22 protein-coding genes are annotated in these 25,014 nt (G+C 69.9%); 11 read left to right on the top strand and 11 right to left on the bottom strand.

Features of this window, described 5'->3' with window-relative positions; all coding sequences use genetic code 11:
* Positions 1–9 precede the first annotated feature (9 nt).
* Positions 10–1,407, bottom strand: coding sequence for a PLP-dependent aminotransferase family protein (locus D1793_RS10560; protein ID WP_119022126.1), 1,398 nt, complete (start codon positions 1,405–1,407; stop codon positions 10–12).
* Between the two features lie 109 nt (positions 1,408–1,516).
* On the opposite strand from D1793_RS10560, the gene D1793_RS10555 reads away from it, so the two are divergent.
* Positions 1,517–2,119 (top strand): LysE family translocator, encoded by a 603-nt coding sequence (locus D1793_RS10555; RefSeq protein ID WP_119022125.1) that lies wholly within the window; start codon positions 1,517–1,519, stop codon positions 2,117–2,119.
* A 21-nt stretch (positions 2,120–2,140) separates the two neighbouring features.
* Here the strand turns inward: D1793_RS10555 and D1793_RS10550 are convergent, their stop codons facing one another.
* Together D1793_RS10550 and D1793_RS10545 are read right to left on the bottom strand one after the other, a co-directional pair.
* Positions 2,141–3,046, bottom strand: coding sequence for a cation diffusion facilitator family transporter (locus D1793_RS10550; RefSeq protein WP_119022124.1), 906 nt, complete (start codon positions 3,044–3,046; stop codon positions 2,141–2,143).
* 100 nt (positions 3,047–3,146) lie between these two features.
* Positions 3,147–4,232 carry a class I SAM-dependent methyltransferase gene (locus D1793_RS10545; RefSeq protein WP_119022123.1) on the bottom strand — a complete coding sequence of 362 codons (1,086 nt, stop codon included), beginning with the start codon at positions 4,230–4,232 and terminating at the stop codon, positions 3,147–3,149.
* Positions 4,233–4,333: 101 nt separating this feature from the next.
* Between D1793_RS10545 and D1793_RS10540 the strand changes: the two genes are divergently transcribed.
* The 4 genes from D1793_RS10540 to D1793_RS19430 all read left to right on the top strand — a co-directional run bounded on the left by D1793_RS10540 (position 4,334) and on the right by D1793_RS19430 (position 8,207).
* Complete coding sequence (locus D1793_RS10540; protein ID WP_119022122.1) at positions 4,334–5,353, top strand: helix-turn-helix domain-containing protein; 1,020 nt, start codon at positions 4,334–4,336, stop codon at positions 5,351–5,353.
* A gap of 147 nt (positions 5,354–5,500) precedes the next feature.
* Positions 5,501–7,129, top strand: a complete 1,629-nt coding sequence (locus D1793_RS10535; RefSeq protein ID WP_119022121.1) for a glutamate synthase-related protein — start codon at positions 5,501–5,503, stop codon at positions 7,127–7,129.
* Between the two features lie 55 nt (positions 7,130–7,184).
* Positions 7,185–8,003 carry a class I SAM-dependent methyltransferase gene (locus tag D1793_RS10530; RefSeq protein ID WP_119022120.1) on the top strand — a complete coding sequence of 273 codons (819 nt, stop codon included), beginning with the start codon at positions 7,185–7,187 and terminating at the stop codon, positions 8,001–8,003.
* 3 nt (positions 8,004–8,006) lie between these two features.
* Entirely contained in the window at positions 8,007–8,207 is a 201-nt protein-coding gene (locus D1793_RS19430; protein WP_162899949.1) for a hypothetical protein, read from the top strand.
* A gap of 29 nt (positions 8,208–8,236) precedes the next feature.
* Here the strand turns inward: D1793_RS19430 and D1793_RS10525 are convergent, their stop codons facing one another.
* A complete protein-coding gene (locus D1793_RS10525) occupies positions 8,237–8,866 on the bottom strand; it encodes a CIA30 family protein (protein WP_240407651.1) in 630 nt (209 codons plus the stop codon).
* Positions 8,867–8,988: 122 nt separating this feature from the next.
* Here D1793_RS10525 and D1793_RS10520 point away from each other — a divergent pair, with 122 nt between their 5' ends.
* From D1793_RS10520 to D1793_RS10500, 5 genes are all read left to right on the top strand, one after another.
* Complete coding sequence (locus tag D1793_RS10520; RefSeq protein WP_119022119.1) at positions 8,989–11,199, top strand: OsmC domain/YcaO domain-containing protein; 2,211 nt, start codon at positions 8,989–8,991, stop codon at positions 11,197–11,199.
* A gap of 229 nt (positions 11,200–11,428) precedes the next feature.
* A complete protein-coding gene (gene acsA / locus D1793_RS10515; RefSeq protein ID WP_119022118.1) occupies positions 11,429–13,150 on the top strand; it encodes an acetate--CoA ligase in 1,722 nt (573 codons plus the stop codon).
* Complete coding sequence (gene pdhA / locus D1793_RS19855) at positions 13,147–15,156, top strand: pyruvate dehydrogenase (acetyl-transferring) E1 component subunit alpha (RefSeq protein WP_240407650.1); 2,010 nt, start codon at positions 13,147–13,149, stop codon at positions 15,154–15,156. The genes acsA and pdhA overlap by 4 nt, the downstream gene beginning before the upstream one ends.
* Positions 15,153–16,391, top strand: coding sequence for a dihydrolipoamide acetyltransferase family protein (locus tag D1793_RS10505; protein ID WP_119022117.1), 1,239 nt, complete (start codon positions 15,153–15,155; stop codon positions 16,389–16,391). Before pdhA ends, D1793_RS10505 begins: the two co-directional genes overlap by 4 nt.
* Positions 16,388–16,636, top strand: a complete 249-nt coding sequence (locus tag D1793_RS10500) for an acyl carrier protein (protein ID WP_119022116.1) — start codon at positions 16,388–16,390, stop codon at positions 16,634–16,636. The genes D1793_RS10505 and D1793_RS10500 overlap by 4 nt, the downstream gene beginning before the upstream one ends.
* A gap of 106 nt (positions 16,637–16,742) precedes the next feature.
* On the opposite strand, the gene D1793_RS10495 is transcribed toward D1793_RS10500, so the two are convergent.
* The 7 genes from D1793_RS10495 to D1793_RS10465 form a co-directional block, all read right to left on the bottom strand.
* Positions 16,743–17,432, bottom strand: a complete 690-nt coding sequence (locus D1793_RS10495; RefSeq protein WP_119022115.1) for an aspartate/glutamate racemase family protein — start codon at positions 17,430–17,432, stop codon at positions 16,743–16,745.
* A 3-nt stretch (positions 17,433–17,435) separates the two neighbouring features.
* Positions 17,436–18,740 (bottom strand): TRAP transporter large permease, encoded by a 1,305-nt coding sequence (locus D1793_RS10490; RefSeq protein WP_119022114.1) that lies wholly within the window; start codon positions 18,738–18,740, stop codon positions 17,436–17,438.
* The gene (locus D1793_RS10485) at positions 18,737–19,306 is read right to left on the bottom strand and encodes a TRAP transporter small permease subunit (RefSeq protein WP_119022113.1); all 570 of its coding nucleotides are present in this window, start codon (positions 19,304–19,306) and stop codon (positions 18,737–18,739) included. Before D1793_RS10485 ends, D1793_RS10490 begins: the two co-directional genes overlap by 4 nt.
* A 15-nt stretch (positions 19,307–19,321) precedes the next feature.
* Positions 19,322–20,359, bottom strand: coding sequence for a TRAP transporter substrate-binding protein (locus tag D1793_RS10480; protein ID WP_119022112.1), 1,038 nt, complete (start codon positions 20,357–20,359; stop codon positions 19,322–19,324).
* 268 nt (positions 20,360–20,627) lie between these two features.
* Complete coding sequence (locus tag D1793_RS10475; RefSeq protein WP_119022111.1) at positions 20,628–21,476, bottom strand: MurR/RpiR family transcriptional regulator; 849 nt, start codon at positions 21,474–21,476, stop codon at positions 20,628–20,630.
* A gap of 95 nt (positions 21,477–21,571) precedes the next feature.
* Entirely contained in the window at positions 21,572–22,864 is a 1,293-nt protein-coding gene (locus D1793_RS10470; protein ID WP_119022110.1) for a DUF4010 domain-containing protein, read from the bottom strand.
* A gap of 299 nt (positions 22,865–23,163) precedes the next feature.
* Positions 23,164–23,928, bottom strand: a complete 765-nt coding sequence (locus tag D1793_RS10465; protein ID WP_119022109.1) for an NAD(P)H-dependent oxidoreductase — start codon at positions 23,926–23,928, stop codon at positions 23,164–23,166.
* A gap of 95 nt (positions 23,929–24,023) precedes the next feature.
* Here D1793_RS10465 and D1793_RS10460 point away from each other — a divergent pair, with 95 nt between their 5' ends.
* Entirely contained in the window at positions 24,024–24,893 is an 870-nt protein-coding gene (locus D1793_RS10460) for a LysR family transcriptional regulator (RefSeq protein WP_119022108.1), read from the top strand.
* Positions 24,894–25,014 lie beyond the last annotated feature (121 nt).

Below are 25,014 nucleotides of genomic sequence, written 5' to 3'. Positions count from 1 at the left end.
ACTGAGCCCTCAGAGCGTTCGCCAGGGCGGGGGAGGCGGCGTCTGCAGGCTCTCCAGCAGCGTGGCGAGGGCCTGAGACAGCGCCTCCCGGGAGGCCGCCGCGCCGAGGCAGAGGCGCACCGCCTGGGGGGCGGGCTCGCTGCCCACGCAGAAGGGTTCGGGGCCGGTCAGGCGCACGCCGTGCCGCTCCAGATCGGCCAGGAGCTCGGCGGCGCGCACCCCCTCGGGCAGCGGCAGCCAGAGGTTGCTGCCGTGGGGGCGCCCGGTGGGGGCATAGCCGGCCAGCCGTGCCCGCGCCAGGCGCTGGCGTTCGCCCAGCTCCGCGGTCTGCCACGCCAGCAGCGTGGCGGCATCCTCGCTCTCGACCCAGCGGCACGCCGCCTCGACCATCAGCGGCGGCACCATCCAGCTCTGGGCTCGCAGGGTCGCCCCCAGCCGCTCGCGCAGCGCCTCCGGTATCACCAGGGCGCCGATGCGCAGCCCGCCGGCCAGCACCTTGGCGGTGCTGAAGGTGAACAGGGTGCGCTCCGGGGCGAGCCGGTAGAGGGGCGTGCCGCGCTCGCTCGCCGGCAGGTACTGCACCCCATCCTCCAGGATCCAGAAGTCGTGGCGTGCGGCGAGCTCGGCCAGCCGCTCGCGGCGCGCCTCGTCCATGGGCGCGCCGGTGGGGTTGTTCTGGTCCGGCGTGACGTAGACCAGCCGCGGCGGCTGCTGTGCGCAGAGCCGCGCCAGGGCATCCATGTCCATCCCTGAGTCATCCAGCGGCACCGGCAGCGTCTTGAGGTGCGCCAGGCGCGCGGCGCCGATCAGCCCCGGGTAGGTGAGGGCATCGGCGGCGATACGCTCGCCGGGGCGGGTGAGGGCGCGCAGGGCCAGGTCGATGCCGTGCTGGCCGCCCTGGGTGACCATCAGCGCCTCCGGGTCAACCGGCATGCCGAGCCGGCCCATCCAGGCGGCGAGCTGCTCGCGGTGCCGCGGCAGGCCTCGCTCCGGCTGGTAGTTCACGCAGTGCCGCAGCACCGCCTCGTCCCGGGCGATCTCCGCCAGGGCTCGGCCCAGGGTGGTCGCACGCAGGGGGTGAGGCGGCGGCAGGCTGAGGCTTAGATCGATCAGGCCGTCGTGCGCCTCGGCCCGGGTGGCCAGGAAAGGGGAGGGCTCGGCGACCTCGGCGCCGCGCACGTAGGTGCCGCTGCCGACCCGGGCCGTCACCCAGCCCTGGCGCTCCGCCTCGGCGTAGGCGCGGGTCACCGTGCCCACGGTGACGCCCAGGGCATCGGCCAGCCGGCGCTGGGGGGGCAGACGCTCCCCCGCGGCCAGCTCGCCGCTGCGGATGGCCCCGGCGATGGCGTCGCTGATGGCCCGGTAGCGCGGGGCCTCGGGGTCGAGGGTGGGGGTCCAGATTGTCATGGTGGCAATAAAAGCCTTGCTGGGAAAATTGCACCGCTTATTCTAATGATTGTAGGCATCGGATGCCGCATTCACCAGCGATAACGCTAAAATTGTATGGGTGCAATAAATGGACGCCTTGGCATTTCTCGGGCCCGCAGGGCTCTACATGATCTCCATGACCCTCACTCCGGGTCCCAACAACGTGATGTTGACCGCCTCGGGCGCCAACTACGGCTTCCGACGGACCCTGCCGCACATGTTCGGCATCCTGGGGGGCTGCTTCCTGCTGTTTGCCGGGATCGCGCTGGGGCTCGGCCTGCTCTTCGAACGCTACCCGCCGGTGCAGCTGGCCCTGCGCCTGGCGGGCAGCGCCTACCTGCTCTACCTGGCCTGGCGTATCGCCACCGCGCCGCCGCCGGACCTGCGCCGGCGGGGCGAAGGCCGCCCGTTCACCTTCTGGCAGGCGGCGGCCTTCCAGTTCGCCAACCCCAAGGCCTGGGTGATGGGGCTGGCGCTGATGGCGGGCTTCCTCCCATCCGGCGGCGACACCCTGCGCAACGCCCTGCTGCTGGCGGCCTTCGCCGAGCTGGTGGCGCTACCGTGCATCGCGCTCTGGGCCGGCTTCGGCGTGGCCATCGGCCGCTGGCTCAACACGCCGCGGGCCTGGCGCCTCTTCAACGGCCTGATGGGGGCGCTGACCGCGGCCTGTGTCTGGCTGATCCTCGCCTGAGGGCGGGGCGCTCCCGAGGCGCTATGCCCAGCGCTCATCGGCGGTGAAGGCCACGGTGAACCAGCGCCGCTCCGGCGGGATGGAGAGCCCGGCGCTGATCTGCTCGCGGATCTCGTCCATCACCGCCACCCCCTGGCCGGCGCCGAACTCGGGCGTGGTGACGATGTGGATCTCGATGAAGTGGCCGCGCCCGGCCTTGGCCACGTGGCTGTAATAGGTGAGCAGCCCCTCCCGGGCCATCACCGGTGCCATGGCGGCGTGCACCTCGCGGTCGACCGCGCTCGGGGCGATCAGGAAGATCTCGCGCACCGCCCGGCGCACGATGCCCAGCGGCACCGGCATGAAGCAGGCGGTGAGCACCATCAGCAGCGCGGAGTCGACGTAGCGGGTCAGGTGCGCCCAGGCGGTGTCCTGCAGCAGCAGGGCGATGGCGAAGGCCACCAGCAGGGCGGTGGTGATCAGCGCGGCCATCAGCCAGCCCTGGATGTCGATGCGCACGAACTCGGAGTCGGCGCGACGGTTGAGGCGCTTCTGGTAGATCACCATGGTGAAGCAGGCGATGGCCACCACCACCGCATAGGCGATGGCGAGGTCGAAGTCGAGCTCGCGGCCGCCCTCCATCAGCCCCTGAACGGCGTTGAGGAAGGCGTAGAAGCACAGCAGCATCAGGATGGCGCCGTTGAGCGCCGCCACCAGCGGCTCCAGGTGCCAGTAGCCGTGCTGGAAGCGCTGGCTGGCCTCGCGGATGGCGAGCCGTGCCACCACCAGCGAGAGCCCCGACATGGCTGCGTCGATGGTGGAGAAGACGCCGTCGAAGAGGATCGACTGGGAGCCGGCGAGCAGGCCGAAGGTGACCCCGAGGCTCGAGACGACGAGGGTGACGACGATGGAGACCTTGAGGGCGCGCTGTTCCAGCGTGGCTTGCATGATGGTTCTCGGATAGGGAAAACCGTTCATTCTAGCCGAGCGCAAAACGCCGGGCGAGGGGCTCGCCCGGCGTCCTCGAAGCATCTGCTGGGGCTCAGGCTCAGGGCCGGCAGACGAAGTAGTCGTTCTGGATGTCGTGCTCGAGCTGCTGCACCCGGATATCGCGGAAGCCCGCCTCCTTCAGGTAGGAGAGCGCCCGCTCGCGGCCCCACATGGTGCCGAGTCCCTCGCCGCCCTGGGCCAGCGACACCGTCATGCAGTGGCTCACTGAGATGGCGTAGAGCAGCGCGCCCAGCGGGTGCTCCCGGTCCAGGTGGTGATGGCTCGAGGCGTGGATGTCCTGCACCAGGTAGACGCCGTCCGGCGTCAGGCTGCGGTGGATGCCCTTGAGCAGCCGGCGCGGCTGGCCCTGGTCGTGGATGCCGTCGAAGGTGGTGACCAGCTCGAAGGCGCCGGGCTCGGCGGTGGCGTCGAAGTCGCTCAGGTCGCGGATCTCGAAGGTGAGGTTGTCGAGCCCCGCCGCCGCGGCCTGCTCGCGGCCCCACTCGATCGCCTCTGCCGAGAGGTCGTAGCCGACGAAGCGGCTGGTCGGGTAGCGCTCGGCCATGGCCAGCAGGGCGCGGCCGCGCCCGCAGGCGCAGTCCAGCACGCGGATGCCGGCCTCGAGCCGCGCGGGCAGGCCCGGCGCCAGCGGCAGGATGGCGTCGAACAGCGCCGGCAGCACGGTCTGGCCGCTGTCGCTGGCCATCACCTCCTGGAAGCGCGGATAGCGCGAGTAGGGAACGCCGCCGCCCTCGCGGAAGCAGCGCACCACCTCGTCCTCTACGCCGCCCAGCATCGAGATGAACTGGGCATAGATGGCGAGGTTGGCGGGGCCGGCATCGGTCAGCAGCTCCGCGTGCTCGGCCGGCAGCCAGTAGGTGCCGCGCGCCGGGTCGGTCTCGATGACCCGTCCAGCCACCATGCCGCCGAGCCACTCGCGCACGTAGCGCTCGTGGAGGCCGGCGCGCTCGGCCAGTGCCTCGGGCGTGACCGGCCCGGAGGCGGCCAGGGCCTCGAACAGGCCGGTGCGGTGGCCGAGGGAGGTGAGCAGCATCACGCCGCCCTCGTTGAGCGCCGAAACCAGGCGCGACTCGAAGTCGTCGGTGCTAGCCTTGTGGGCATGGGGTATGGCGATGTCACACATGATCGGGCCCTCTTGTCGTTGTGGGGAGTGACGCGACCAGCTTAGGACCGTGGCATCGCCGACACGCAGGCGCTTCGTGCCGCAACCAGGGGTTTCCTGCCATGGGCGAGCCCGCCGCCACCATCGCACTTCTCGCGGTGCCCGAGACCACCGCCTCGACCCTCTATGGCATGTACGACCTGTTCGGCGCCGCCGGCCGCGACTGGGAACTGCTGGTGCACGGCCGCAGCGGCCCCACGCTGCTCAACCCCCGCATCGTCTCCCGGGACGGGCAGGGCTTTCGCACCGCTAACGGCGCCTGGATCCAGCCCGACGGCGCCCTGGCGGACCTGCCGGCGCCCGTGGCGATCTGCATTCCCGACCTGCTCGTAGCGCCCGAGGAGCCCCTGGCCGGGCGCTACGAGGCGGAGCTCGCCTGGCTGCGCGCGGCCCACGACCGCGACGTACTGCTCGCCGCCGCCTGCACCGGCGCGCTGCTGCTGGCCGAGGCGGGGCTGCTCGAGGGGCAGGCCGCCACCACCCACTGGGCCTACTGTGACGTGCTGGCGCGGCGCTATCCCGCCGTTGAGGTGCACGCCCACCGCGCGCTGGTCGTCAGCGGCGAGGGCGAGCGGCTGATCATGGCCGGCGGCGGCAGCACCTGGATGGACCTGGCGCTGTTCCTGGTGGCGCGGCTGGTGGGCACCGACGAGGCGATGCACCTGGCGCGGGTCTACCTCATCGACTGGCACGGCGAGGGGCAGCAGCCCTACGCCGCCCTCACCAGCGCGCGCCAGGCGGAGGACGCGGTGATCGCCCGCTGCCAGGTATGGGCCGCGCAGCACTACGATACCCACTCGCCGGTGGCGGGCATGGCGGAGCAGAGCGGCCTGACCGAGCGCTCCTTCAAGCGTCGCTTCAAGCAGGCCACCGGCATGACGCCCATGGACTACGTCCACACCCTGCGGCTGGAAGAGGCCAAGCAGATGCTGGAGAGCGGTGACGCCCCCATCGACGAGGTGGCCGAGCAGGTCGGCTATGCCGACCCGAGCTTCTTCCGCGCCCTGTTCCGCCGCCGCGTCGGCCTCACCCCCAGCCACTACCGGCGGCGCTTTCGCGGCATGCGGCTGCGCCTGCAGTGAGCCGTGCGGAAGGGCCGGCGCGGGCCCGGGAGGGCGAGGCCGGCCGGGCCCTGCGTTTACCCAGCGCCCGCGTCGCCACTGGCGGGGGCTGCCTCCCTCTTCCAGACTGACGACGATGCCCCCTTCCCATGCACTCAGGAGCCTGCCATGAGCCAGCCGGTCATCGCCGACAACAAGCCGAAGAAGGTCACCCTGGAGAAGGGCAAGGAGTACGCCTTCTGCCGCTGCGGCCGCTCCGGCGACCAGCCCTTCTGCGACGGCTCCCACAAGGGCACCGGCTTCACCCCGCAGATGTTCACCGCCGACAAGGACGGCGAGGCGTACCTCTGCCAGTGCAAGCAGACCGGCGATGCCCCCTACTGCGACGGCACCCACAAGCAGTTCAGCGGGGAGCAGGTGGGCCAGGAGGCCCCCGAGCCGAAGGGGGACGGTGATGGCGCGCGGGTGCCCAGGGCCGAGGCCACCGAGGAGGAGCCCACCGTCGAGTTCATCCACCAGCTGGCCCGGGAGGGGCTCGAGGGGGTGGGGCACCATGGGCCCATGGCCGCCATGGGGGTGCCGCGCCATCGCCTGCCCCAGTGGGACGACCTGCAGCTGATGGTGGCGCAGCTGGCCACCCAGCCGCTGCTCGATGGTGCCGAGGTGGCCACCCGCCTGGTGGTGGGCCCCGAGGCGAAGAGGCCGCTGACCCTGGAGATGCCGCTGCTGGTCTCCGACATGAGCTTCGGCGCCCTCTCCGAGGAGGCCAAGGTGGCGCTCGCCCGCGGGGCCGAGCGGGCCGGCACCGGCATCTGCTCCGGCGAGGGTGGCATGCTGCCCGAGGAGCAGGCCGAGAACTCCCGCTACTTTTACGAGCTGGCCAGCGCCCGCTTCGGGTATGACGAGCAGCTGCTCGAGAAGGTACAGGCCTTCCACTTCAAGGGCGGCCAGGGCGCCAAGACCGGCACCGGCGGCCACCTGCCGGGCAACAAGGTGACCGGCAAGATCGCCGAGGTGCGCGGGCTCGAGGAGGGCCAGCCCGCGGTGTCACCGGCCACCTTCGAGGACCTGCACAGCGTGGCGGACTTTCGCCGCTTCGCCGACCGCGTGCGCGAGATCTCCGGCGGCGTTCCCGTGGGCTTCAAGCTCAGCGCCAACCATATCGAGCGCGACATCCAGTTCGCCCTGGGCGCCGGGGCCGACTACCTGATCCTCGACGGCCGCGGCGGCGGCACCGGGGCGGCCCCCACCATGTTCCGCGACCATATCAGCGTGCCGACCATCCCGGCGCTGGCCCGGGCCCGGCGCTACCTGGACGCCGAGGGGGCCAGCGGCCGCGTGACCCTGATCATCACCGGTGGCCTGCGCCTGCCCATCGACTTCGTCAAGGCCCTGGCGCTGGGCGCCGATGGGGTGGCCATTGCCAACAGCGCCATGCAGTCCATCGGCTGTGTGGCAGCGCGCATCTGCAACACCAACAACTGCCCGGCGGGCATCGCCACCCAGCGTGCGGACCTGCGCCAGCGGCTGGATGTCGACAAGTCCGCCGCCCAGCTCGAGCGCTTCCTGCGTGCCTCCACGGCGCTGATGCAGGTGATGGCGCGGGCCTGTGGCCACGACAGCCTGGCCGGCTTCAACTCCGACGACCTCGCCACCTGGAAGCGCGAGATGGCGTTGCTCAGCGGGGTGCGCTACGTGGGGGTCATGGACCCCGGCACTGACGCTCCCTGGGTCAGGGCTTCCCCACCCCTGGCGTCGTCTTGCGACTGGCGAGGAGCCCCCGGCGGATTACGCTGAAGGGAAAGAGGGCCGCGGTGTCCCCCTCGGGGGACTGCCGGGCCAGGGGGGAAGCATGAGCGAGAAACCCGAGGTCGACTATCAGGCCGTGACCGCACTGCAGCAGGAGGTGTGGGCCAGCGGCGATTTCCACGAGATCGCCCGCCAGAACGTGGTCATGGCCGAGGCGCTGTGCGCCGCGGTGGACCCCCATGGCGGCGAGCGCGTGCTGGACATCGCCTGCGGCAGCGGTACCGCTGCCCTGGTCGCCGCACGGCGCTACTGCGAGGTGACCGGCATCGACTATGTGCCGGCTCTGATCGAGCGCGCCAGGCAGCGAGCCGCCGCCGAGGGGTTCGAGGTGGATTTCCGGGTGGCCGACGCCCAGGCGCTGCCGTTCCCGGATGCCCACTTCGATGCGGTGCTCTCCGTCTACGGGGTGCAGTTCGCCCCGGCCCAGGCCCGCGCCGCCGACGAGATGCTGCGCGTCTGCCGCCCGGGAGGACGGATCGGCCTGGCCACACCGCTGCCGAAGGGCTGGAGCGGTGACTTCTTCGCCACCAATGCCAGGTACATGCCGCCACCACCCGGCCTTCATCCACCGCTGCGCTGGGGCACCGAGGCCGGTCTCGACGCGCTGCTCGGCGCCGGCACCCACACCATCGAGAGCGAGGAGCGCATCGCCCTGCAGTACTACCGCTCCGTCGACCACGCGGTGGAAGTGTTCCTGCGCTATTTCGGCCCAGTCATGCGGGCTTCCGATGCGGCAGGCGAGCAGCGGCGCGAGCGCTTCCGCAGCGACCTGCATGAGGTCTTCAGCCGCTACAATCGCGCGACGGATGGCACGGCGGTGGTCGAGAACCGCTACCTGCTGACCGTGGCCACCCGGGCGTAGACCATGGCAACGAGCATCGGGCTTCTCGCCATGCTGGCGCTACTGGCGGCGGCCGGGGTCTTCCTGCTGCGCGGGCCTCGGCAGAAGGGGGCGTTCGGCCCGGCGCGACTGGTGGCGCTGGTGCTGGCCGGGTTGGTGCTGCTCTTTCTGGTATGGATGGTCGTCATGGTGCTGGGGGTGGGCTCGCATATGCGGGCGATGTAACGGTGGAAGCGGGGATGTACCCCCACTGCTCACGGCGCACCGAGCCAGGCCACCTCCAGCCGAAAGGGCCCTGCCTGCCTGTCGACGATCATCAGCCCCACTTGATCAACCCCTGCGGGATCGAGAGGCGGCATGCCCTCCAGCAGTCGGCCGCGAAACACCGCCTCGAAGTCGTGCCAGGAGACCTCAACGCGCTGCCACTCGCCGGCGGGCGGCTGGAAGCTCGCCCGGTAGGCGGCGCCCTCCGGCAGCTGGCCGGTGTAGAGGCGCAGCTGGTAGGTGCGCCCGTCGCCGCGCACGTGGAGTGCCAGGCCTGGTGCGTCGCTCAGGTCGAAGGCCTCGGGGTCGCGGCGCACCGAGGCGAAGCCGCCGTTGTTTTCAAGCGACGTCTCGCCGCGGAAGACGCCGATGCCATCCTCCACCGCCAGGCCGCCGCGAGAGACGCCGCCCATCACGTTATCGTTGATGGCGCGCCAGTGATCGGCTTCGCCGGGGTTCTGGAAATCGATCAGGTAGGTCATGGGCTCACCCTGTGTCTGTGCGGTCACGGTAACCGGAGGCTCGCTGGCCTGCACGTCCGCGAAAAAGAAGAGAAACGCGAACATGGCAGCGACGGTGCTGACGACGACGATCATGGTGAGCATTAGAAAGCGCGGCATGACGGTTCCTCATCGTGGCGATCGGGGTGCCATTTTGTAACCCACCATGACGCCTGGTGGGAAAAGCTGGATAATGGCGGGTTTTCTGCCCCCGCTGCCCACGCCAACTCCCCCGGTGCCCCATGGAAATCAAGGTCAATTATCTCGACAACCTCCGCCTGGAGGCCAAGTTCGACGACTTCACGGTCATCTCCGACCAGCCCATCCGTTACAAGGGCGACGGCTCGGCGCCGGGGCCCTTCGACTACTTCCTGGCCTCCTCGGCGATGTGTGCGGCCTACTTCGTCAAGGTCTACTGCAACGCCCGGGACATCCCCACCGAGAACATCCGGCTGTCGCAGAACAACATCGTCGACCCGGAGAACCGCTACAAGCAGATCTTCCGCATCCAGATCGAACTGCCCGAGGACATCTCCGAGAAGGACCGCCAGGGCATCCTGCGCTCCATCGATCGCTGCACGGTGAAGAAGGTGGTGCAAGAAGGCCCCGAGTTCCAGATCGAGGTGGTCGAGAACATCGACGAGGACGCCCAGGCGCTGCTGATGGGCCAGCCGGACGGCGACGACTACACCTGGATCGAGGGCAAGGACCTGCCGCTGGAGCAGACTATCGCCAACATGACCGGCATCCTGGCCGAGCTCGGCATGAAGATCGAGATCGCCTCCTGGCGCAACATCGTGCCCCACGTCTGGTCGCTGCATATCCGCGACGCCGCCTCGCCGATGTGCTTCACCAACGGTAAGGGGGCCACCAAGGAGAGCGCGCTCTGCTCGGCGCTGGGCGAGTTCATCGAGCGCACCAACTTCAACTTCTTCTACAACGACCAGTTCTTCGGCGAGGAGATCGCCGACGCCGAGTTCGTCCACTACCCCGACGAGAAGTGGTTCCCGCCCGGGCCGGGTGACGCGCTGCCGGCGGAGATACTCGACGATTACACCCGGGAGATCTACGACCCGGAGGGGGAGCTCTGCGGCTCGCACCTGATCGATACCAACTCCGGCCGGGCGGATCGCGGCATCGTCTCGCTGCCCTTCGTGCGCCACTCCGACGGCGAGACGGTCTACTTCCCCTCGAACCTGATCGAGAACCTCTACCTCAGCAACGGCATGAGCGCGGGGAACACCCTGGCCGAGGCCCAGGTGCAGTGTCTCTCGGAGATCTTCGAGCGGGCGGTGAAGCGCAAGATCATCGAGGAGGAGCTGGCGCTGCCCGACGTGCCGGCCGAGGTGCTGGCGCGCTACCCCGAGATCGTCGAGGGCATCGAGGCGCTGGAGGCCCAGGGCTTCCCGGTGCTGGTCAAGGATGCCTCGCTCGGCGGCCAGTTCCCGGTGATGTGCGTCACCCTGATGAACCCCAAGACCGGCGGCGTCTTCGCCTCCTTCGGTGCCCACCCGAGCTTCCACGTGGCCCTGGAGCGCACCTTCACCGAACTGCTGCAGGGGCGCAGCATCGAGGGCTTCAACGACTTCCTGCCGCCCACCTTCAACTCCATGGCGGTGACCGAGCCCAACAACTACGTCGAGCACTTCATCGACTCCTCCGGGGTGATCTCCTGGCGCTTCTTCAGCGCCCGCTCGGACATCGAGTTCTGCGACTGGGACTTCTCCGGCAGCGGCGCCAACAGCAACGAGCAGGAGGCGGCGACCCTGTTCGGCATCCTCGAGGAGCTGGAGCTCGAGGCCTACGTGGCCGTGCGCGACGAGCTCGGCGCGCCGACCTGCCGCATCCTGGTGCCCGGCTTCTCCGAGGTCTATCCGGTGGAGGATCTGGTGTGGGACAACACCAACGTGGCGCTGCAGTACCGCGAGGAGATCCTCAACCTTCACCGCCTGGAGGATGACCGGCTTGCTGACCTGCTCGAGCGCCTGGAGGAGAGCCAGCTCGACGAGCACATGGACATCATCACCCTGATCGGCATCGAGTTCGACGAGAACACCGAGTGGGGCCAGCTGACCATCCTCGAGCTGAAGCTCTTGATCAACCTGGCGCTGGGCCAGCAGGAGGAGGCCCTGGAGCGGGTCGAGATGTTCCTGCAGTTCAATGACAACACCGTCGAGCGCAACCTCTTCTACCGCGCGGTGCAGGCGGTGCTGGAGATCGTGCTGGAAGACGAGCTCGAACTCGATGACTTCCGCCACAACCTCGGCCGCATGTTCGGCGAGGCCACCATCGAGGCGGTGATCGGCTCGGTGATGGGCAGGGTGCGCTTCCACGGCCTGACGCCCACCAGCATGGCGCTGGAGGGGCTGGAGAAGCACCAGCGCCTGATCGAGAGCTACAGGAAGCTCCACGCCGCCCGGGCCCGCCGGGCGGGGATGCGCGCCCCGGCCTGAGCGAGGGCGGCGTCGCGCCGCCACCTTGGGCCAACACCCGGGGCATCGCCCGACATGACAAGGCCCCCGAACCAGGCGACCGGTTCGGGGGCCTTGCGTTGCAGGCGCGGCGCTTCCGGTGCGGGGCGTCACCATGACCCTCATCATGGTGACGCCCCGGAAAAGCGCACTACGCTTTCCTGAGAAGCGCCGTGCTGGTCCCCGTGGCGGCGATCCAAGGAGGTGGCCGATGCGCCCGAGCCCGACCCTGCCCGATTACGCCGCCGCCTGCGCGTCGTTCAGCTGGCGCGATGCCCGGACCTGGCTTCCCGCCATGCCTGGCGGCGGCATCAACATCGCCCACGCGGCCCTGGACCGCCATCTCGACACCCCCACCGCCGAGCAGACGGCGATCCGCTTCCTGCCCCGCGACGGCGCTGCCGTCGACATCAGCTACCGCGAACTCGCCGAGCGGGCCAACCGCTTCGCCAACCTGCTGGCGTCGCTGGGGCTCGAGCCCGGCGACGGCGTCTACTGCCTGGCCCATCGCACCCCCGACCTCTACGCCGCCGCCCTGGGCACGCTGAAGCTCGGCGGCGTCTTCACGCCGCTCTTCTCCGCCTTCGGGCCGGAGCCGATCCGCTCCCGGGTGGAGATCGGCACCCCCGTGGTCATCGTCACCACCGAGCGGCTCTATCGCCGCAAGCTGGCCGGCTGGCTCCATCGGATGCCCTCGGTGAAGCAGGTGCTGCTGATCGGCGAGGTGGCGGAGGCCCCGCCGGGCACCCTGGCGGTGGAGCCAGCCCTCGCGGCGCAGTCGCCGGACTACCCGACCCGATCCATGGAACCAGAGGCCCCGGCGCTCTTGCACTTCACCAGCGGCACCACGGGGCGCCCCAAGGGCGCGCTCCACGTCCACGAGGCGGTGGTGGCCCACCACATCACCGGCTACTACGCCCTGGACCTGCACCCGGGGGACATCTACTGGTGCACCGCCGATCCCGGCTGGGTCACCGGCACCTCCTACGGCATCATCGCGCCGTTCACCAACGGCGTGACCCTGGTGGTGGACGAGGAGGAGTTCGACGCCGAGCGCTGGTACCGCATCCTCGAGGAGCAGCGGGTGGCGGTGTGGTACACCGCGCCCACCGCCATCCGCATGCTGATGAAGGTGGGCCCGGAGCTGGCTCGCCGGCACGACCTCTCGAGCCTGCGCTTCCTGGCCAGCGTGGGCGAGCCGCTCAACCCGGAGGCCGTCCACTGGGGGCGGGCGACCCTGGGGCTGCCGTTCCACGACAACTGGTGGCAGACCGAGACCGGCGGGATCATGATCGCCAACTTCGCCAGCATGCCCATCAAGCCCGGCTCCATGGGGCGTCCCGTGCCGGGCATAGAGGCGGGTGTGGCGCGGCGCACCGACAGCGGCATCGAACTGATCGAGGACCCGGACGAGACCGGCGAGCTGGTGCTCAAGGCCCCCTGGCCTTCGATGTTTCGGGGCTACCTCCACGAGGAGGCGCGCTATCGGCAGTGCTTCGCCGGGGCCTGGTACCTCACCGGCGACCTGGCCCGCCGCGACGCCGAGGGCTACTTCTGGTTCATCGGCCGCGCCGACGACGTGATCAAGTCCGCCGGGCACCTGATCGGCCCCTTCGAGGTGGAGAGCGTGCTGATGGAGCATCCGGCGGTGGCCGAGGCCGGGGTGATCGGCATCCCCGACGAGATCGCCGGCGAGACGGTCAAGGCCTTCGTGTCGCTCAAGCCCGGCCATGCGCCCGACGAGGCGCTGCGCAGGGAGATCCTCGGGCTCGCGCGCCAGCGCCTCGGACCGGCGGTGGCACCCCGCCAGGTGGAGTTCCGCGAGCGCCTGCCCAGCACCCGCAGCGGCAAGATCATGCGCCGCCTGCTGCGCGCCCGGGAGCTGGGGCTGCCGGAAGGCGATACCTCGACGCTCGAAGGAGGCTTCGAATGAGCATGCCATCTACCGACAAGCCGCGCCTGTCGCGAGCGCACCTGCTCGACCTGCTGCGCCAGATGCTGCGCATCCGCCGCTTCGAGGAGCGCTGCGTGGAGCTCTACACCCAGGAGAAGATCCGTGGCTTCCTGCACGTCTATATCGGCGAGGAGGCGGTGGGCACCGGGGTGATGCACGGGCTCGCCCCCGACGATGCCGTGGTCTCCACCTACCGCGAGCATGGTCACGCGCTGCTCAACCGCATCCCCATGGAGCGGGTGATGGCCGAGATGTACGGCAAGCAGGCCGGCTGCAGCATGGGGCGGGGTGGTTCCATGCACCTCTTCGATGCCAGCGCGCGCTTCGTCGGTGGCAACGCCATCGTCGGCGGCGGCCTGCCGCTGGCCGTGGGGCTGGCCCTGGCGGACAGGCTCGCCGGGCGACACCGTGTCACCGTCTGCTTCTTCGGTGACGGCGCCGCCGCCGAGGGCAGCTTCCACGAGAGCCTCAACCTGGCGGCCCTGTGGCAGCTGCCGGTGCTCTTCGTCTGCGAGAACAACCTCTACGCCATGGGCACGGCGCTGCGCTACGCCCACGCCCAGACCGAGCTCTACCGCAAGGCCGAGGCGCTGGGGGTGCCCGCACAGAGCGTCGACGGCATGGACATCGCCCGGGTCGAGGCGGCCAGCGCGCGGCTGCTGGCGGCGCTGCGCTCGGGCGAGGGGCCGCGCTTCCTGGAGTGCCGCACCTACCGCTTCCGCGCCCACTCGATGTTCGACCCGGAGCTCTACCGCGACAAGGCCGAGGTGGAGGAGTGGAAGACCCGCGACCCCATCCTGCGCCTGTCGCAGTGGATGCAGCAGTCGGGGCTCCTCCCCGAACAGGAGCTCGCCGCGCTGGAGGCCGAGATCGCCGCGGAGGTGGAAGGGGCCGTGGCCTTCGCCGAGGCCGCCGAGTGGGAGCCCGAGGCCGGCCGCTTCGAGCATGTGCTGCGCGAGGCGAGCGAGGCGCCTTCGCCGCCGCCCGCCGCCGAGCCCGAGCCGGTGGTGCTGAGCTTTCGCGAGGCCTTCCGGCTCGGCCTGATCGAGGCCCTGGAGCATGATCCGCGCACCTTCCTGATGGGCGAGGACATCGGCCACTACGGCGGCTGCTATGCGGTCAGCCGTGGCCTGCTGGAACGCTTCGGCCCCGAGCGCATCCGCGACACGCCGCTCGCCGAGAACGGCTTTACCGGCGCCGGCATCGGCGCGGCGCTGGGCGGGGCGCGGCCCATCGTCGAGATCATGACGGTGAACTTCAGCCTCCTGGCCATGGACCAGATCGTGAACACCGCGGCGACCCTGCTGCACATGTCCGGCGGTGAGTTCGCCGTGCCCCTGGTGATCCGCATGGCCACCGGCGCCGGCCGCCAGGTGGCCGCTCAGCACTCCCACAGCCTGGAGAACTGGTACGCCCACGTGCCGGGGCTCAAGGTGCTGGCCCCCGGCACCCTGGAGGATGCCCGCTACATGCTCTGGGCGGCGCTGCAGGACCCCAACCCGGTGCTGATCTTCGAGCACGTGATGCTCTACAACCGCGAGGACGAGCTCGCTCCCTGCCCGGAGGGCGTGGACATCGCGCGGGCCGCCATCCGCCGCCCGGGGCGCGACCTCAGCCTGATCACCTACGGCGGCAGCCTGCCCAAGACCCTGGAGGCGGCCGAGGCCCTGGCCGAGGAGGGGATCGAGGCCGAGGTGGTGGACCTGCGCGTGCTGCGCCCCCTGGACACCGCGACGCTGCTCGACTCGGTGGGCCGCACCCACCGCGCGGTGATCGTCGACGAGGGGTGGAAGACCGGCAGCCTGGCCGGCGAGCTCGCCGCCATCCTCGCCGAGCAGGCCTTCTGGGCGCTGGATGCCCCCATCGAGCGAGTCTGCAGCGACGAGATCCCCATTCCCTACCCGCAGCACCTGGAGAACGCCGCGCTGCCCCAGGTGGCGGATATCCTGGCCGCGGCCCGCCGGGCCATGGGGGCCGCTCCATGAGCGATTTCCTGATGCCTTCGCTGGGCGCCGACATGGAGGCGGGCACCCTGGTGGAGTGGCTGGTGGCGCCCGGCGAGCGGGTGACGAAGGGGCAGGTCATCGCCGTGGTGGAGACCGCCAAGGGCGCCATCGACGTCGAGGTGTTCGAGAGCGGCGTGGTGGAGGCCTGCTATGTGGCGCCGCACACCAAGGTGCCGGTGGGCACGCCCCTGGCCCGCATCGGCAGCGGCGAGCGGGTGGTGAGCGAGATTCCCGCCAGCGAGATCCCCGCCGCCATGCCGGCGTCCGAGGCCGATACCATGGGGCCCGCGCCCGGCGTGGCGCCGGCCCCTGCGGCGGAGCCCTCGAGCCCGGCACCTGTCGCTGAACCCGCCAGCGCAGCGCCTGTCGCCGCGGCCACACCCGAAGGGCTGCGGAGAGCGGCCTCGCCGGCCGCCAGGCGCCGGGCGAGGGAGCTCGGCGTGGCGCTGGGCGCGCTGAGCGGCAGCGGGCCCGAAGGCGCCATCGTGCTGCGTGACCTCGACGGAGCCGCCGGGGGGGCGCCCCGTCCTGCGCCCCGGGTTGGCTTCGACCCTGACGAGATGCGCCGCGCCATCGCCGCCACCATGAGCCGCGCCAAGCGCGAGATTCCCCACTTCTACCTGGCCACCAGCGTGGATCTGCACGCCGCCGACGCCTGGCTTGCCGACTACAACCGCGACCGGCCGCCCGAGGCGCGCCTGCTGATGGCCGCGCTGTTCATGAAGGCGACCTCCCGGGCCCTGGCGCGCTACCCGCAGCTCAACGGCCACTACGGCGAGGCGGGCTTCCAGCCGGCCGAGCGGGTCGACCTGGGCATGGCCATTCACCTGCGCGGGGGCGGCCTTATCGCGCCGGCGCTGGCGGATGCCGCGGCGCTGGCCCTGCCGGCGCTGATGGAGCGCCTGCAGGACCTGGTACAGCGCGCCCGCCGCGGCGGCCTGCGCGCCTCCGAGCTCGGCAGCCCTTCGGCCACCGTGACCGCGCTGGGCGAGCAGGGCGTGGATACCGTCTACGGCGTCATCCATCCGCCCCAGGTGGCGATGATCGGCTTCGGCGCCCCGCGACGGCGCCCCGTGGCCGTGGACGAGATGCTGGCGATTCGCCCGGTGGTGGAGGTCAGCCTGGCCGCCGACCACCGCGTCTGCGACGGCCACCTGGGCGCTCGCTTCCTCAACGAGATCGACGCCCAGCTGCAGCAGCCGGAGGCACTGTGAACAGAGACCAACTGCGTGACATCGTGCTCGATGAGCTCTCGGCCATCGCCCCGGACATCGATACCGCGACCCTCGATGACCGGGCCCGCCTGCGCGACGAGTACGACCTCGACTCCATGGACGCCCTCAACCTGCTCACCGCCCTGCACCAGCGTCTGGGGGTGAGCATCCCCGAGAGCGACTACGCGGGGCTGCATAGCCTCCAGGCGCTGCTGGACTATCTAGAACCCCGGCTCCAGGGCTGACTTGAACCCCGGCGCCAGGGCTGACTTGAACCCCGGCTTCAGGTCCGACGGGCACCGAGGCGGCAAGCGCGGGTCGTTAGTCGTGTAGTCGTGGATGCGATGCTGCTCAGCCGGCGCTCTGCGCCTCGCGCAGCACGAAGGCCAGCGCCTCGGCGAAGCCGTCCATCACGGGAAGGCCGTGGCGGGCGGCCAGCTCCTCACCGCGCCCGGCGAAGGCGCCGGAGCCCAGCACGATGGCGCGTGCGCCCTCGGCACGGGCCTGCTCGCAGAGCCTCGCCAGCCGCGCCTCGGCTTCCGGGGTGCGCGCCGCGGTGTCGCTGACGCCGATGCCGGTGGCCACCACGCGGCAGCGCTCCCTCACGCCGTAGTCCTCGCAGAGCGACTCGATGGTGGCCACGGCCCCCTCGAAGGTGGTGATCACCGTGAAGGGGCCGCCGGTGGCGTCGGCGCGGCGAATGCCGGCCTCCGCCAGGCTGACCACCGGGGCGCCGGTCAGGGTTCGGGCCTCGGCCACGGCGATGTCATCGAAACAGGCGAGGATATAGCCGGCGTAGCCCTGCGCCAGGCGGCGCTCGATCAGTGCCATCACGTGGCCGGCGGCGCGGGTCTTGTCCTGCCCGCTCTCCACCGCCCGGGGCCCCTGGGGCGGGCTGACCGCCTCGATCAGCACCCCGGGCGGCGCCTGGGCCTGCAGCACCGCCTGCACCCGCTGGGTGACGGTCGGGTTGGTGTTGGGATTGATGGCCAGCACGCGCACGCTGGCCGGCGGAGTGGCGTCTCCACGGGTGTGCGTCATGGGTCATCGCCCCGCCAGCAGGTCGGGGAGCCACATCACGATCTGCGGCCAGACCATGATGGCCAGCGTGAACAGCGCCATGATCACCACGAAGGGCAGCGAGCCCCAGATCACGTCGTTGAAGCTGCCGCCATCCTTGCGCACCCCCTGCACCACGAAGAGGTTCATGCCCACCGGCGGCGTGATCAGGGCGATCTCGCACATCAGCACGATGAAGATGCCGAACCAGATCGGGTCCACACCCACGGCCATCACCATGGGTACCGTGATCGGCACCGTCAGCACCAGCATCGACATGGCATCCATGAAGGTGCCGAGCACCACGTAGAAGAGCAGCAGCACCAGCAGCAGGCCCACCTGGGTCAGGCCGAAGCTCGCCACCCACTGGGTCAGCGCCTGGGTCACCCCCAGCATCGAGAGGGTCACGTTGAGCAGCAGGGCGCACATCAGCACGATGATCACCATGCCGGTGGTCTTGGCCGCGTGCAGCGAACAGTGGATCAAGAGATCGAGGCTCAGCTTGCCGCCGCCGACGATGAAGGCCAGGGCGATCATCACCCCGATGGCGGCGGACTCGGTGGGCGTGGCGATCCCGCCGTAGATGCTCCCCATCACCACTCCGAAGATCACGAAGGGCGGCACCAGGTGGCGCGACAGGGCGAGCTTCTCGCGCAGCGGCAGGTTGACCTCCACCAGGGAGGCATTGCCCGCCTTGCCGTGGAAGATGAACAGATAGACGGAGAAGAGCAGGGCCAGGGTGAGGCCCGGGATCAGCCCGGCGGCGAACAGCTGGCTGACCGAGGTGTTGGCCAGCTGGCCGTAGACCAGCAGGTTGATGCTGGGGGGAATCAGGATACCCAGGGTGCCGCCGGCGGCCAGGGAGCCCAGCGACGGGCGCACCGGGTAGCGGTACTTCTGCAGCGCCGGCAGCGAGATGGTGCCGACGGTAGCGGCGGTGGCCACCGACGAGCCCGAGGTCGCCGAGAAGAGCGTGCAGGTGGCGATGTTGGTGTGCAGCAGCCCGCCCGGCAGGCGGTTGAACCACACCGAGAGCGCGGCGTACATGCGGTCGGCGATGCCGCCGCGCAGCAGCAGCTCGCCGAGCAGCATGAACAGCGGGATCGCCAGCATGGAGGGGCTGTTCAGGCTGCTCCAGACCACGCCACCCATCATGTCCACCAGCGGGAAGCCGTGCATCAGGTAGCCGCCGATCACGCCGACGAAGAGGATGGCCACGGCCACCGGGATGCTCAGCAGCATCAGGCCGAGCATGATGATGAACGCCGTGGCGATCAGGGGAATGCTCATGACTGGCCTCCTTCGCGCTGCTTCAGGTCCTCGAGTTCCGCCTCCAGCTCATCCTGGGTGGAGCTCGGTCCGAAGCGGCGGTTGAGCCCCTTCCAGTCGCCCTTCACCAGCAGCCCCAGGGCCTGGGCGGTGAGCACCCCGGCCGCCAGGGTGAAGGCGAGCATGGCGATCAGCCACACGGTCTGCGGGTAGATCAGCGGCGTAGCCCGGGGCGTCTGGGCGATGGAGCCGTAGAGCCGGGTGTCCTGGACGGTCTGGAGGGTGAAGTAGAGCAGGAAGGCCGCCAGCAGCCCGAGGGTGAGGGCGGCCAGGGCGTTGAGCACCGCCTGCACCCGGAAGGGCAGGCGCATGTGCACCAGGTTGATGCGGATATGGGACTGCTCGACCATGGCCACGCAGAACGCCAGGGGGGCGGCGATGGCGATGGCATAGCCCCCCAGCTCGTCGACCCCGCCGAGCGACATCGAGAAGACCTTGCGGATCACGGTCTCCACCGTGATCAGCAGGGCGAGCAGCAGCATCATGGCGCCGAACAGCATGCCGAGAATGCGAGCGTAGATGTTCATCGTCGCCTCCGCGGCTCAGAGGCCGAGCTTCTGGCCGACGGTGTCGCGCCACACGGCTTCGCAGTCCGCGGCGGCGGCGTTGCACTGGCGCGCCCAGATCGGCAGGGAGACCTCTTCCACCGCGGCGGCCACCTTGGCCAGGTCCTCGTCGGTGACCGGCACCTCGGTGAGGGAGTAGGGCTTGCCGTACTCGCAGGGGGTCTCGCCGGCGTTGCAGCGCATGGCGTCCTCGTAGAGCTCCTCGGAGTAGGCCCAGATCTCGTCGCTCAGCCCGGCGATGGCCGCTTCGAGCTTGCCCTGCTGCTCCTCGGTCATGCTGTTCCAGGTATCGAGGTTGATGGCGTAGCCGTTGATGGCCAGCTGCAGGGCGATGGGCAGCACCGTGGTGGTGGCTTCCGGCCAGCCGCCGGAGTTGGCCGAGGCAGGGCCGGTGATGGCGCAGTCGATCACCCCGCGGGAGAGCGACTGCTGGACGTCGCCGAAGGGCATCGAGATGCCGGTGGCGCCGAGCTGGCCGACGAAGTTGGCCGCGCTCTGGTCGCCCACGCGCACGCGCTTACCGCGCAGGTCATCCAGGCCGCCGATCTCGCCGCGGCAGAAGATCACCTGGGGGCCGGCGGGCCAGGTGCCCAGCAGCTTGGCGTTGAAGCGCTCCTGCAGGCGGCTGTCCACGTAGTCGTAGAAGGCATCGACGTGCTCGCGGCCGGCCTCGAAGCTGGTGTTGAGCCCGATCAGATCGAGCCCGAGGATGGAAGGCTCGTCGCGGCTCACCTGGGGGCCGCGCAGGGAGACGATGTCGAAGAGCCCCGAGCGCAGCACGCGCAGGCCGTCGGTGTCGGGCACGCCGGCCACGTCCACCGGCAGGTACTGCACGTTGATGTCCAGGCCGGTGTGCTCGGCCAGGTTGTTGAAGAAGGGCTGCTCCTTCTGCTGGGCGATCAGGCCCGAGCCGGCGGGCTGGCCCAGCACCTGGAGCGACAGCGCGCTGGCCTGGGCGGCGGAGGCCATCAGGGCGGCGGAGACGGTGGTTACCAGAGCGGTACGTGTCAGCATGGTCTTGGTCCTGTCATCGGCGGCACCTCGGGCGGGAGAGCGGCTCCGCTGGGCGCCAGGTGGCGGTATCGGCCCGCCGCATTCGCGGCGGCGGCAGTCGCCTTGAGTGATCCAAGTTTCATGCCATCAAATCCAAGAAACCTCAGTTTCATAACGAAAACAGCCCATTACCCCAGAATCGCCTGGGCGTCGCCCGTGCGACTGTTTCGTTTCTTGCCCGGAAAGTGTGCAGATTGGTAGCGCCGTGCACCGGGAGGGTGCCGTCTTCCTACAGCTCTTCGAGCTTGTCGTTCAGCGTCTCGATGCGGCGCAGGCGGCGGCGCGAGTCGTCACCGGCTAGCTCGATGGTGCGCATGGCCAGCAGGTGGCAGAGCGCCATCACGGCGGTGTGGTTGAACAGCGGCCCCGCAGCCAGGGTGCAGCAGCGGAAGTGCCAGGTGACGCTGGGGTCCGGGGCGAGCCCCTCGTCGGTGATGTAGAGCACCCGGGCGCCGCTCTCGCGGGCCTCGGCCAGCACCTGCTCGGTGATCGCCACCCGGCGGCGCAGGCCGATGACGACCACGCAGTCCTCCGGACGCAGGCTGACCAGGTGCTCACCCAGGGTCTCGCCGCTGCCGGGCAGGCTGACCACCTGCTCCACCACCTGGGTGAGCTGCCAGCGCAGGTAGTCGGCGAAGGGGTGGCTGGCGCGAAAGCCGATGACCCAGGTCTTGCGGGCCTCGAGGATGGCCCGGGCCACCTCGTCCACCTGCACCTGGGTGATCGCCGAGAAGGTGCGGTCCAGGTTGTCCTTGCCCTGGTCGAGGTTGAGCGCCAGGGAGCGCTCGCCCGGCTCCAGGGCCGCGCTCTGCAGGAAGAGGCGCGAGCCGGTGGCCTGCTCCTCCCGGGCGTGCTTGCGCGCCGCCTCGTAGCTCTCGTAGCCCAGCCGGCGCACGAAGCGAGACACCGTGGCCTTGGAGACCCCGGCGAACTTCGCCAGCTCCTGGGCATCGTAGCTGGCGATTTCACCGGGGAAATCGCACACGAACTCGCCTAGCCGGCGCTCGGCCGGGTGCAGGGAGGGCAGGGCGCTGCGCACCCGGGCGAGGAAGGAACGCGCCTGCGAGGATCTGGCCATGCCGGCTCCTGAAACTGTGGTTTCAGACATCATGTCCGGTGACAAGCGGGGTCGCAACTGCGGATGGCAAGAGTCGGGACGCTAAGAGGCGCAGCCTACCCCGCCAGGCGCGCGGCCTGGGCGGCGGCCAGGCCGATCAGCAGCGACGCCAGCATCGGCCCGGCGACTCGCCAGCCGATGTCCCGGGTGCCAAGGAGGCCGGCAAGGCCCGCCTTGACCAGGTTGTTGGTGGCCGCGGCCAGGATGATCCCCAGCACGGCGGTCTGGCCGGCGATGGTCTCCAGCGACATGCGGGTCAGGGAAAGGGTGATGGCATCAACGTCGGCGAGGCCCGAGGTGGTGGCCAGCAGGTAGATGCCGGCATCGCCCAGGGCGCTGCGCAGCCATTCGCCGAGCAGCATGATCAGCGCCAGCAGGGCGCCGAAGAGCAGCGCCAGGCGCAGCTCCAGCGGGTTCCTGATCAGGGCGGGGCTCTCCACCAGGCCCTGGCGGTGGTGGCGGCGCCAGATCAGCAGCGAGGGGAGATAGAGGGTCAGGGCCATCAGGCTGATCGGCAGCCACAGCGACGACAGCAGCCCGGGGCTGATCACCGCGGCGTAGAGCAGGATCCTCGGGAACATGGTGCCGCAGGCGAGCAGGATGCCTGCCGCCAGCAGCGGCCCATGGGCCGGCGCCAGGCGTGACTGACGGGCGAAGTGCAGGGTCAGGGCCGTGGAGGAGCTGAGCCCGGCGAACAGGCTGGTGAAGAGGATGCCCTTCTCGGTGCCGCCTACGCGGATCGCGAAGTAGCCGACGAAGGAGACGGAGGCGACCAGCACCACCATCCACCACAGCTGGTAGGGGTTGATCACGCCTCCCGGGCCCAGGGCCTGGTTGGGCAGCAGCGGCAGCATCACCACGCTGATCACCAGCAGCTTGAGACCGGCGTCCAGCTCGTGGGCCTGGAGCCGGTTCAGCAGGCCGTGGATCTCGCGCTTGTTGTCCAGGATCAGCGCGGTGGCCACGGCGCAGGCGGTGGCCACCGCCAGGTCCACGCCCACCGCCACGGCGCCGAAGCAGAAGGTGAGCAGCAGGCCGATCAGGCCGGTGATGCTGAAGTCCGGCGGATCGCCGAGGCGTGCCTGCCAGGCCACCAGGGCGGTAACCGCCACCGCCACGAAGATCAGCGGGAAGGCCCAGGCGCTGACCGACGCCGAGAGCAGGGCGGCGATGCCGCCCAGAAGCCCCACCAGGGCATGGGTACGAACGCCCGCGATGCGCAGGCCGGCGCGCTGCTCGCGTGCCACCCAGCCACGTTCGATGCCGATCAGGGCGCCCAACAGCAGGGCCACCGCCAGTCGGATCAGCGGCTGGTTGGTATCGAGGAATTCGCGAGTCACGTCTTCCATTGGCGAATCGCTCCCCAGGTGTTTAGATCAGGGTGGCTCGCTCGCCGGGGCCTGGCCAGTATCGCGCGCCGGGCCGGGGGAGGCCCCGTAGATGAGGTACCGCCAACGGCGTGATGGGGGTTACCCTGGCGTGCCCGAACCACCCCGTGTCAATGGACTGCCGCCATGCTTCGTTCTCGCCTGCGTTCTCTGCGGCGCTGGGGGTGGACTGGTCGTTCCTCGACAGCGTGACGTGGCGATCGCGCCGCTGAGAGAGCGCTTCGCGCCATAGCGGCCAGCCTTTCGCGCCATGGCGAACCCTAGAGCTGCCAGGCTCGGGGGTGCTCGGCCTTGAGCACCCCCTGTTCGTCCCAGTCGTCCCAGCCGGCGAAGGAGATCGGTGCCTCGCCGTCCAGTCTTTCCAGCCGCCTTGCCCAGGCAGCCTTCTCCGCTTCCAGGCGTTCACGAAACGCTGTCTCATCCTGATAGCTCAGCCCGCCGCCCTGCACCCCGTAGGTGACCTGGGGTGGCAGCACGCTGACGCCCAGATAGTAGAGCGAGTAGTGGATCGGCCACAGCAGCGCCACGATATGGCCGCTGCGCCCATGCCGGGTGAAGGTCGGCGCCGGAGCGCCGGTGGTCACCGAGAGCATGACCTTCTTCTCGGGAAAGCGGCCGCGGTCGTAGCGCATGCGGCCGCTGTAGAGTCCGCCATAGACGAACACCCGGTCGAACCAGCCCTTGAGCATGGCCGGCTGGGCGTGCCACCACAGCGGAAACTGCAGGATCACCAGATCGGCGCGCTCCAGACGTTGGATCTCTCGCCGTACGTCGCCGGGCAGGGCACCGCCCTCGTAGGCATGGCGCTGCTCGGTGAGGGGCAGGAACGTCTCGGGCTTGGCCCGTTCGACGTAGTGGCCAGGCCGCTCCAGCGGATCGAAGCCCTCGGCGTAGAGATCCGAGACCTCGACGCGGTAGCCTTGCCGCTTCAGCGTCTCGACGGTGACCTCCTTCAGGGCGCCATTGAACGAGCGCGGTTCGGGGTGACAGAACACGATCAGCGCATTCAACTTGGGCATAGTCATGTCAGGGCTCGGGTTGGTTGGCGTGCGATACATGCCATCAGACTATGCTGTACGCTCCTAAACCGACATTCCTGAAAAATGACAATGTACTTTGCATGAATGAACAGGCGTTGCACTGGGACGACCTGCGCGTGGTGCAGGCCATCGCCGAGGCGGGCTCGCTGTCCGGCGCCGGAAGGCGGCTGGGGACCAGTCACGCCACGGTGTTTCGACGGCTGAATGCCATCGAGCGGCGCCTGGACGTGGCGCTGTTCGAGCGCTCGCGCACGGGCTATGCCCCGACCCCGGCGGGGGAGGATCTGGCGGCAACCGCTGCCCGTGTGGAAACCGAAGTGTTGGGCGCGGAGCGTCGCATAGTGGGGCGTGACCTGCGCCTCTCCGGCACTATCCGCGTGACCACCACCGACACGCTGTTGATGGGGCTGCTGTCGCCGATCTTCGCCGGCTTCCAGCGTGCGCATCCCGAGATCGTGCTCGAGGTGGCGGTCTCCAACCAGCTCTTCAACCTCTCCCAGCGCGACGCCGACGTGGCGGTGCGGCCCTCCCCAACGCCACCCGAGCACCTGGTGGGGCGGCAAGTCGGCACCATCGCTCAGGCCGTTTACGCGTATGCTGGCGATCCACCCGACGCCTGGGTAGGGCCGGACCGTCACCTGGGCTATGCCGCACTCGACGCCTGGATGGCCGGGCAAGGGGTTAACGAGCGCTGCCGCTATCGCGTCGACACCATGTTCGGCATGCTGGCCGCCGCCCGCGATGGGCTCGGCCGCGCCGTGCTGCCCTGCTATCTCGCCGATGCCGAACCGGCCCTGGTGCGACTCGGCGAGCCGATCCCCGAGCTCGCGACCGACCTGTGGCTACTGACCCACCCCGACCTGCGCCGGGTGGCGCGCATTCGCGCCTTCATGGCCTACGTCGCCGAGGCGATGGAGAAAGTGTGGGAGCAAGAACGGAGTGTACGATGAAGCTCTCTTCCCAAGCGGCGGCCTGCCGGCAGCGCTTGATTTGGCATCGGTATGCTGGACTTGTCTCTTGGCCCGCTCGCCTATGAATACTGGAAGCTGACCCAGGTCGTCGATGCCGACA

The sequence above is a fragment of the Halomonas sp. JS92-SW72 genome (assembly GCF_003547075.1).
GTDB lineage: Bacteria > Pseudomonadota > Gammaproteobacteria > Pseudomonadales > Halomonadaceae > Halomonas > Halomonas alkalicola.
This window is presented reverse-complemented; position numbering and strand designations above follow the sequence as displayed.